Consider the following 8,910-nt stretch of genomic DNA (forward strand, 5'->3'; position numbering starts at 1 on the left):
ACGTCGAATTGGTAAACGGTGGTACTTCTTTGATACCGCTGCCTAACATACACTTACGAATACATCTTGTATATCAGTTGTTTATTCGATCAGGTGAGATTGTGGTCACCATCCTTGGTTCTCCGGGAATGGTCGTGAATAATCACAGGCAAAGGAAGGAACGTGGGTGCCAGCTCAACGGGACAGTGACATTGCTTACGCGACGCTGCAAGAGATGATCGTGGACTTACGTCTTCCGCCCGGCACCGTCGTCAATGAAAGCGCCCTTGCCAGCGAACTCGGGTTCGGTCGCGTGCCGGTGCGCGAGGCGCTCGCGAGGCTCGCGAAAGACCGGTTCGTCACGATCATGCCCCGGCGTGGCACGGCCGTGACCCCGCTGACGCTACCGGATGTTCTTGACATTTTTGAGGCACGCGAAGCCATCGAGTGCGGCGTCGCATACATCGCAGCCGCGCGCGCGAGCGAGGAAGATCTCGCGGCACTGCGCACTCTTGTTGAGTCCGCCGATCGTGACCGCGAAAGCACCGACTACGAGCAGTTCCTTCTCGATGATCACGCCGTTCACGTCACGCTCGTGCACATGGTGAAGAATGCGCTGCTTCAGGACGCCGCCGACCGCTTGCTACTGCACAGCCTGCGGTTCTGGCGGATGCATTGGAAGAACCGGCCACCGTCAAAGGATGCGATGCTCTCGAACGCCGACTTGTTGAGTGCGCTCGAGAGCAGGGACCCGGTTCGTGCCGAGACCGCAATGCGCGATCATCTCAACACGTCACGCCAACTCGTGCAGATACTGTTCTAACGATGAATCCACCCGGCAACCGCCGAAACCTTCGGAGCTATCTCTATGTTCCGGGCGACGCGGGTCGGCGACTCGACCTGGCGGAAAGTCGGCGAGCGGACGCAGTCATTGCCGACCTTGAAGATTCAGTAGCGCTCGCACGAAAGTCGGACGCCCTGAAGGAGGTGCTCACCTGGCTGAACTCCGAGCAGGTTGCCCGGGACACCAGTGGCCGGGTGGCAGAGCGATGGGTCCGGGTGAATGCCGGTGACGCTGGACTCCACGAGTTGGACCAGATCGCACATGGTCTCCTGCGGGGAGTCGTGCTGCCGAAAATCACCTCGTCGGCCGACCTCGCCGCGGCCGACGAGGTGATCACCGAAGCAGAGCGGAGACAGGGCCTCGTCCCAGGCGCAATCGCAATCATGCCGCTCATAGAAACGGCTGAGGCAGTAGTCAACATCCTGCCGATCGCCCGCGCGCCGCGAGTGATCATGCTGCAGCTCGGGGAGGTCGACCTCGCCGCAGACCTGGGGATGGAGCCCGGTGTCAACGATGAGGGACTTGCGGCAATTCGGTCGAATGTTGTTGTCTCGTCTCGGGCGAGCGGCCTGGCAGCCCCGGTCGGCCCGGTCTCAACGGACTATTCAGACCTTCAACTCTTCCGTGCCTCCACCGAGCACTTGCGTCGGCTGGGCTTCGTCGGTCGGGTGGCGGTACACCCCGCGCAACTACCCATCATTCATGAGACATTCGCACCCTCGGCTGACGAGGTCGAGTCAGCCAGAGAGCTGATTCATGCAGCGAAGGTCTTCGCAGATGCTGGTCGCGGGGCATGGGTTGGGATCGACGGCAGGATGGTCGACGAGGCGGTACTTCGTCAAGCGAGACGGGTTCTCGACCTGGCGGCAACGAGCGAGAGCGAGAGAAAATGACAAAGCTTCCGAGTTGGCACGGACGTTTCTTCGAGGATTTTGCCGTCGGTGAGATATACCAGCACGCGCTCGGCCGAACGGTCACGCAGACGGACAATTCGTGGTTCACTCTGCTTACTCAAAACACGGCTCCCCTGCACTTCGACCATCACTACGCTGCACAGACCGAATTCGGCAAGCCACTGATCAACTCGACCTTCACGCTCGCGCTGGTCACAGGGCAGTCCGTGAGCGATATCTCGCAGAATGTGATGGCGAACCTCGGATGGGACGAGGTCCGGTTGCCCAACCCGCTCTTCGAGGGCGACACGGTCTACTCCCGTTCCGAGGTGCTTGAGGTTCGTGAATCTGCGTCTCGACCCCACGTCGGAATCGTGACGGTTCGCACGACGGGCTACAACCAGGACGGAACGCCGGTAATCAGTTTCCGACGCACGGTCATGATCTACCGCAGGGGCCAAGGCCCCAGTATCCCGACGGTTCAGCTTCATCCACCGACCGGCTAAGGCTGAGCGTCCATTTCCGACTTGGCGGTCTTGGGCGTGTGCTCATTCTCGCTACTCATGGCGATCCACTTGGCGACCATGTCGTGCCGGTGAGGGTGGCTGTGGGAACACGGAGAAGTCCCCTCTGGTGTCGCTGCGCGCCGGTTGTTTGCAGCCTTGCGGCCGTGCAGCCAGTCAGGACTTTCCGGGACGCACTTCGCACCGTCCCGCGCGTGGCACTCGGCGTGGTTCCGCGGTGCCACCTATACTGCTCAAATTGATCAATTCATCGCCTAGTGAATCGGACGACATGTGAAACTCCAGATTGCAGTGCTGCAGACGGCCGGCGTGCCCGGCGACGTCGAGAAGAATCTCGCCGAGTTGAGGGCGACGGCGCGCGCGGCGGTAGCGGATGGCGCCGACCTGCTCATCACCCCGGAGCTGTTCCTCACGGGCTACAATATCGGCCCGCTCGTCCACGAACTGGGGCGCACCGATCTGACGGCCGCCGCTGCGGAGGTCGCTCGCGACGAGCGGATCGCCCTCATCGTCGGCCTGCCGCTGTTCGAAGACGGGCACCACTACAACGTCGCCGTGTTCATCGACGAAACCGGCGAGGTCAAGAACACCTATCGAAAGACCCACCTGTTCGGCGAACTCGACCACACCTATTTCACCGCGGGAAACGATCTCGTCTCGATGGTGGAGTTCCGCGGAGTGCGCATCGCGACTCTCATTTGTTACGACGTCGAGTTCCCTGAACCCGTGCGCGCCGCCGCCGCCGCCGGCGCCCACCTGATCGCGGTGCCAACGGCGCAGATGGCACCGTTCGAGTTCATCGCCGAGCAGGTCGTGCGCGCTCGCGCCTGGGAGAACCAGGTCTACGTCGCCTACGCCAACCATGACGGGCACGAGCTCACCCTCTCCTACGTCGGACGTAGCCGCATCGTCGATCCGTTCGCGCAGGTGCTCGACTCGGTCGAGCACGGCACACGCACGCTCACCGCGACGATCGACACCGAGATCGTGGATGAAGCGCGACGCGCCAACCCCTACCTCGACGACCGTCGTTCAGACCTCTACGAGACGCCCCAAGTTTCCCCAGCACCGGCATCCGCCGTCGATCGTGACTCCACCCAACAGATAAGGACAGCATGACTACTCACGTTCCCACCAAGGCCCGAGCGACTCCGACGGGCCAACTCTCCGGCAGGTTGGGTACCGGCGGAATCGTCTTCATGGTGATCGCCGCCGCGGCACCGCTCACCGTGCTCGCAGGCAACGTGCCTCTCGCGGTCGGCATCGGACCTGGCGTCGGCGCTCCCGTGGGGTTCCTGATCGCCTCCCTCGTCCTGCTCCTATTCGCCGTCGGATTCGTCACGATGACTCCCCACGTGAAGGAAGCCGGGGCGTTCTTCGCCTATGTGACTCTCGGCCTCGGCAAACGGACCGGGATGGGGATCGCCCTCGTGGCGCTCGTTGCCTACACGGCCATCCAGGTCGGCGTCTACGGATTCCTGGGCTGGGCGGCGAACGACCTCGTGACCTTCTACGGAGGACCAGAGCTGCCGTGGTGGCTGTACGCGCTTCTCACGATCGCGATCGTCGCGGCGCTCGGCTATCGCCACATCGAACTGAGCGCGACGGTGCTCGGAATCGCACTTGTGCTCGAGATCGCGGTTGTCGTCGTGATGGACGCCGCGATCTTCATCAGCGGAGGAGCGGAGGGCATCTCCCTGACCTCGTTCACCCCCGAGGCCGTGTTCTCCGGTCCGCTCGGTGTCGCCGTGCTGTTCGCTCTCACCGGGTTCATCGGGTTCGAGGCGACCGCGGTCTTCCGTGACGAAGCTCGTGACCCGGAGCGCACCATTCCCCGAGCCACCTACCTCGCGGTGCTCATCATCGGCATCTTCTACACAATCTCCGCTTGGGCAATGATCCTGGCCGACGGGCCGAGCAACGCGGTCGACGTCGCAAAGCGCACGCTCGCCGGGGAAGGCAACATGCTGCTCGACACGGCCCAGCTGTACATCGGCGGGACCCTGCGCGACATCATGCAGGTGCTGCTCATCACGAGCCTGTTCGCGTGCGTGCTGTCGTTCCACAACGTCATCGCGCGCTACCAGTTCGTGCTCGCACGGAAGAGCCTCCTGCCGGCGGGCCTCGGGCGGGTGCACCCCCAGCAGCACTCTCCGGCGGTCTCGTCGATCACGCAGTCGATCACGGCTCTCGTGCTCGTCACGGTGTTCGCCATCGTCGGGCTTGACCCCCTCGTCGGCGTCTTCGGTTCGATGGCAGGCGTCGCGACGGTCGGCATGGTCATCCTCATGCTGACCACCTCGATCGCGGTCGTCGTGTTCTTCGCGCGCCACCGCGACCTGGCTCCTGGCCGGCTGTGGACGACGCGCATCATTCCGGTGGTCGCTGTTCTTGCGCTCACAGTCAGCATGTGGCTCGTCCTCTCGAACTTCACCCTCGTGACGGGCTCCAGCGTGGCGGTCAGCGTGATCCTCGGGCTCATCCCTGTCGCGGCGCTGGTTGCCGGCGCCATCATCGGCCAGCGACGGGGAAGGAACGACGCCGAAGTCGATTCGGAAGCCACCTCGACCATCGCTACCAAGGGGATCTGAGCCTTGATACGCTGAGGGCGTGAGCGCAGCCAAAGGAGTACCTTCTATGCTGCCTCCCGCCCTCAGCGCCGGTGCCGTCGGGACGATCCGGCGAACGAGCGCCGTCGACACGGTCCGTGCCCGCATCTCGCTCGCCGCGGACCTCGGCCTCCTCTCGCCGGGTGAGCGCCTTCCCACCGCCTCCGACATGGCGGCGGGACTCGAGGTGAGCGAGATCACGGTGCGCCGAGCCCTCACCGAGCTGCAGCGCGCGGGAGTCGTCGAGCGCAGTCGAGGGCGGGGCGGGGGAACCTACCTCGCGAAGAACCCGACGCGAGACGCGGTGCCGCAAACCGCCGCCTACCGCGCCGACGCCGACCGGGTGCGACAGCTCATTGACGAGAGGAGCGTGCTCGAGGCCGGTCTCGCGCACCTTGCGTGCGAGCACCGCACCGAGGCCGACCTCGCCGCGATGGATGCCGCCATCGGCGAGATGGCGGCAGCCGAGTCCTGGGCCAGCTTTCGCCGCGGCGACGAGGCCTTCCACCTTCGCGTGGCGTCCGCCGCAGGCCTGTCGAACGTACTTCCGCTTTATCGGCGCACACTCGCGGACCTCCACTCCTACTTCCTGCCTTATCCGATCGCCTACCTGCACGAGAGCAACGAGGAGCACCGTGTCATCCGCGATGCGATCGCCGCCCGCGACAGGGTCGCGGCCGCGGATGCCGTGATGATGCACGTGGCCGACCTGCATCACAGCATGTACATCGGGCTTAACGGACCCGAGTAGTGGGGCCTGCGCCCGCGGGCTCGAACACGGTCATCGGCGCTGCTCGCCGGGGGCGAGCTCATCGGTGTCTCTCTGTTTGAGTCGCTACGACAAATCGTGGCGCGCGAGGAACTCGGCAATAATCGGGATGGTCAATTCGGGCTTTTCGAGATGTGGAGTGTGGCTTGTGCCCGGAATCTTTCGGTACTCGACATCGGGGATGAGTTCACGACTGGCGCGCACCACTTCATCAGTTGCCTCATCGAATTCACCATGCAGGACCAAGGTCGGCACCGAGATTCTGGACAGCTGGTCATCCATGTCCCACGAACTGAGCGAACCGGTCACATTGAACTCACTGGCACCGATCATCGTGCCGTACACCGTCGGAAACTGCACGGCCAGATCGTAGGTTCTCTGCATGCCCTCTGGCCAGGGATCGAGCCGGCAAAGGTGCCGACGGTAGAAGGCCAGCGTGGCTTCAGCGTATTCCGGAGTGTCGGTGGCTCCCGCTGCCTCACACGCGTCAAGAACCTGTCGGACACCGTCTGGAAGGCCATCGCGCAGCTTGCCGAGCTCGGCCGCCCAGGTGGACATCGACGAAGGCGAATCGGCAAGGATGAGCGACGCGAGTTCTTTGGGACGCCGCACGGCGTACTCGATTCCAAGCATCCCGCCCCACGATTGGCCGAGGAAGTGCATCCCTGCGCCAAAACTCAGGTGCTTGATCACTTCATCGAGCTCGGCAAGGAAGAGAGCTGGCGTCCAGAATCCAGTGTCGCCCCCATACTCGGGGAGGTGAGTCGAGTTGCCATTGCCCAGCTGGTCATAGAAAACCACCTGACGGCCGCTTGAGGCGAGCGTCTGGAGGGGAAGCAGATAGTCGTGCGTCATCCCCGGCCCACCGTGGGCAATCAGCAAAGGAAGCCGGCCAGCGGCGCCCTCTCCAAAAGAGGCGAACCAGGTCTTGTACCCGGCCCACTCGACGAAACCCTGACGAATCATAAACTCACTCCAAGCGAAGCCGGAATGAAGTCCCTGCCTGCTGCCGTCCCGGGATCTTTTCCAGCCTGCTCTACGTGGCGTCCCATTAGAGCAGCGCACCTTGCGCCATCGCGTGCGGAGAGAGCAAAGCACATTTCTTCATACTAACGAGCGAGTTGCCCGGGTGACGACGACGGACGAGGAACACAATCCTCTATGACGGGGCAGCTGGGAAGCTCGGCAACTTCGCGGTGATCGAGGAGACCGGGGAGGACTTCAACTTCGGTCTGCTCATCAACGAGATCGGCGACTATTCGGGCACGGTCCCGCTCAGCGCCTGCCCTTCGGTGATCGTGGTCAACGCCGACGGCGAGTGGACGCTCAAGGCCGAATAGCGACCCAGCGTTAACAAGAAATCGCTCGTGAGTATCCTCAGGAGCAATTTCTTTTCTCATCTATCTGTCGGCTGTTTACGAAACCCAGCACGGCGACGTCTCGTGCTCAACGCTCAGCGGATCCCCGACCGTACTTGCGAGTTTCTAAGATTGCCCCGGATGAAGCAGCGACACTGGCACGGGTCTCTAGCCGATCTGAGCGGGTTATGAAAGCAGGATCGAAACCCGACAGGCCGCGTCGGCGCCAGCAGCATTCCGACGCAGCGCCTCTACAGACAGGCAAGTCGCCAGCGGCGCGATAGTCTCGCCATCCAACGAATAATTAGGGAAGCGCCGCGTGGAGTTCATCATCAATGGGGAGAAGCGCGATCTGACACGAGCCGACGTCAGTGAACGGCTGCGGGGGCATGAACCGGATCGCGTATTCGAGTACTCGGTCGTTATCGACGGACGCGAGTGGCCAGTCAAACAAGCATTCGGCATCGCGGCAGGCCTGCCGCACACTGCCTTCACTTCCCAAACCGCGCGACGCCAACTGCGGAAGCTCGGATTCCCGGTCGATATGGATCAACCGCCCGTTCCTGCAGCGCCGTCACCGTCGACGCGCAGCTCACGAGGTTTCGACCCCACTCGGCTGACTGAAATCGACACAGTCTCCGCAACAACGAGCTTCACTTGGTTACACGCTGGCGGCATCACGCTTGACAGCGACGGCTGGCCGTCCTTTCCACCGCTCCCACGCGCGCCTGGACTTTACCGGTTCTCGTTCCGAGCCCTCGAGCCCGGTGGCAGGGGCACCGTCTACGTCGGTGAGTCCGTCGACCTCGCTCGGCGCGGTAGCAACTACCGCAACGCTAAGACGGATCGTTCCAGCCAACGGACCAGCCGACGCATCCACAAGGAATTGGTCCGGCACCTACGGATAGGGGGCGAAGTTGCTTTTTCGATTGCGACTGACGTCGTTCTCGGGGTCGACGGTGATCCGGTCGACTTGCGATGGAAATCGGCGAGGCGACTCGCGGAGAATGCGGCTGTGCTGCTGGCCCAGCTTGATGGCGAGCATGAGGTGTTGAATATCGATGCTGATCTTGGCGCTGCGGAACCCGTGGGCGACGAGGAACAACCGACCAGGATCATCGCAGGCTAGTAGACAACGCAGCCCAGCAGTCCCCTTCTTGATTTTGGGCCGGCGCTCCAAGGAGCGTAGTCGTCGATCCTGCTTTCTGGTCCCCCCGTTTCCGAGGGCTCGACGAGTTCCAGATTAACGCGTGGGTCGTTGAGTTCCTCGATCGCGTGTATGAGAGCGGGGCCATCACCGTAGTCGGGATCAACCTGCAGGATGACGCGGTTGGCTTGGGGCAAATAGCCACCGCCGATTCCTGTCGCTCCCGCCCATTCGAGCTGATTTCCCAGGAGATAGTCGGCAAGTTCGTTCAGTTCCCGCTCTGAGTACTGAACGTGCACGAAGTCGGTGGTGAGAAAGGTTCCGGAGTCTGCGATGATTTCCCGCACCTGATCGAGGGCCGCCTCGGACGTCATCTGAATCGTCAGTATCTCGTTTTCGAAGTCCCAGATATAGCTGCCATTGGAGTCTAGGAGAGGAGAAAGGAGCGCATACAGCCGATCACGCTCCTCCGAGAAGGCAGCATCACCGGTGACGTCCAACGGCAAAGAGGACGGGGTCACCTTATTCGAATCCGGTGCCGGATCGCCAGCCTCGGACCCATAAGCGGACGCCACGGCTCCAGCCGTCAAGAACGCAGCAACCAGTGCAGCGACGGCAAACCGTCTGACCCTGATCGTCATATCGCGAACCGTACACCCGATCAAACTCAATGGTCTTCGATTGATCGGCCTAGGGCGTGTCTCCTAATCGAATCGTGATTCGTTTGGGAGGCTGGAGGAATGTCGCGTACTGCTCTGCTGACCGATGACCAGTGGACTCGGATTGA

At 62.5% G+C, this 8,910-nt stretch carries 10 protein-coding genes; 8 read left to right on the top strand and 2 right to left on the bottom strand.

Going from position 1 to position 8,910, the window contains the following annotated elements; genetic code table 11:
- Nucleotides 1–166: 166 nt before the first annotated feature.
- The 6 genes from E3O23_RS06440 to E3O23_RS06465 all read left to right on the top strand — a co-directional run bounded on the left by E3O23_RS06440 (nt 167) and on the right by E3O23_RS06465 (nt 5,600).
- Entirely contained in the window at nt 167–802 is a 636-nt protein-coding gene (locus E3O23_RS06440) for a GntR family transcriptional regulator (protein ID WP_134489287.1), read from the top strand.
- A gap of 2 nt (nt 803–804) precedes the next feature.
- Nucleotides 805–1,716 (top strand): HpcH/HpaI aldolase/citrate lyase family protein, encoded by a 912-nt coding sequence (locus E3O23_RS06445; protein ID WP_134489289.1) that lies wholly within the window; start codon nt 805–807, stop codon nt 1,714–1,716.
- Complete coding sequence (locus E3O23_RS06450; RefSeq protein ID WP_134489291.1) at nt 1,713–2,222, top strand: MaoC family dehydratase; 510 nt, start codon at nt 1,713–1,715, stop codon at nt 2,220–2,222. Before E3O23_RS06445 ends, E3O23_RS06450 begins: the two co-directional genes overlap by 4 nt.
- Nucleotides 2,223–2,513: 291 nt before the next feature.
- Nucleotides 2,514–3,359: a carbon-nitrogen hydrolase family protein gene (locus tag E3O23_RS06455; protein ID WP_134489293.1), complete on the top strand. Its 846-nt coding sequence runs from the start codon at nt 2,514–2,516 to the stop codon at nt 3,357–3,359.
- The gene (locus E3O23_RS06460; RefSeq protein ID WP_134489295.1) at nt 3,356–4,831 is read left to right on the top strand and encodes an APC family permease; all 1,476 of its coding nucleotides are present in this window, start codon (nt 3,356–3,358) and stop codon (nt 4,829–4,831) included. The genes E3O23_RS06455 and E3O23_RS06460 overlap by 4 nt, the downstream gene beginning before the upstream one ends.
- A 46-nt stretch (nt 4,832–4,877) precedes the next feature.
- Nucleotides 4,878–5,600: a FadR/GntR family transcriptional regulator gene (locus E3O23_RS06465; RefSeq protein WP_134489297.1), complete on the top strand. Its 723-nt coding sequence runs from the start codon at nt 4,878–4,880 to the stop codon at nt 5,598–5,600.
- An 84-nt stretch (nt 5,601–5,684) separates the two neighbouring features.
- Here E3O23_RS06465 and E3O23_RS06470 read toward each other — a convergent pair whose 3' ends face one another.
- The gene (locus tag E3O23_RS06470; protein WP_134489299.1) at nt 5,685–6,584 is read right to left on the bottom strand and encodes a proline iminopeptidase-family hydrolase; all 900 of its coding nucleotides are present in this window, start codon (nt 6,582–6,584) and stop codon (nt 5,685–5,687) included.
- 230 nt (nt 6,585–6,814) lie between these two features.
- Between E3O23_RS06470 and E3O23_RS18070 the strand changes: the two genes are divergently transcribed.
- Nucleotides 6,815–6,958 (top strand): hypothetical protein, encoded by a 144-nt coding sequence (locus E3O23_RS18070; RefSeq protein ID WP_166790427.1) that lies wholly within the window; start codon nt 6,815–6,817, stop codon nt 6,956–6,958.
- 337 nt (nt 6,959–7,295) lie between these two features.
- Nucleotides 7,296–8,105: a GIY-YIG nuclease family protein gene (locus tag E3O23_RS06475; protein WP_134489301.1), complete on the top strand. Its 810-nt coding sequence runs from the start codon at nt 7,296–7,298 to the stop codon at nt 8,103–8,105.
- Here E3O23_RS06475 and E3O23_RS06480 read toward each other — a convergent pair.
- Nucleotides 8,102–8,764 (bottom strand): hypothetical protein, encoded by a 663-nt coding sequence (locus E3O23_RS06480; RefSeq protein WP_134489303.1) that lies wholly within the window; start codon nt 8,762–8,764, stop codon nt 8,102–8,104. The two genes, E3O23_RS06475 and E3O23_RS06480, sit on opposite strands and share 4 nt — an antisense overlap.
- Between the last annotated feature and the right edge of the window lie 146 nt (nt 8,765–8,910).

It is taken from the genome of Cryobacterium tagatosivorans, assembly GCF_004402215.1.
GTDB lineage: Bacteria > Actinomycetota > Actinomycetes > Actinomycetales > Microbacteriaceae > Cryobacterium > Cryobacterium tagatosivorans.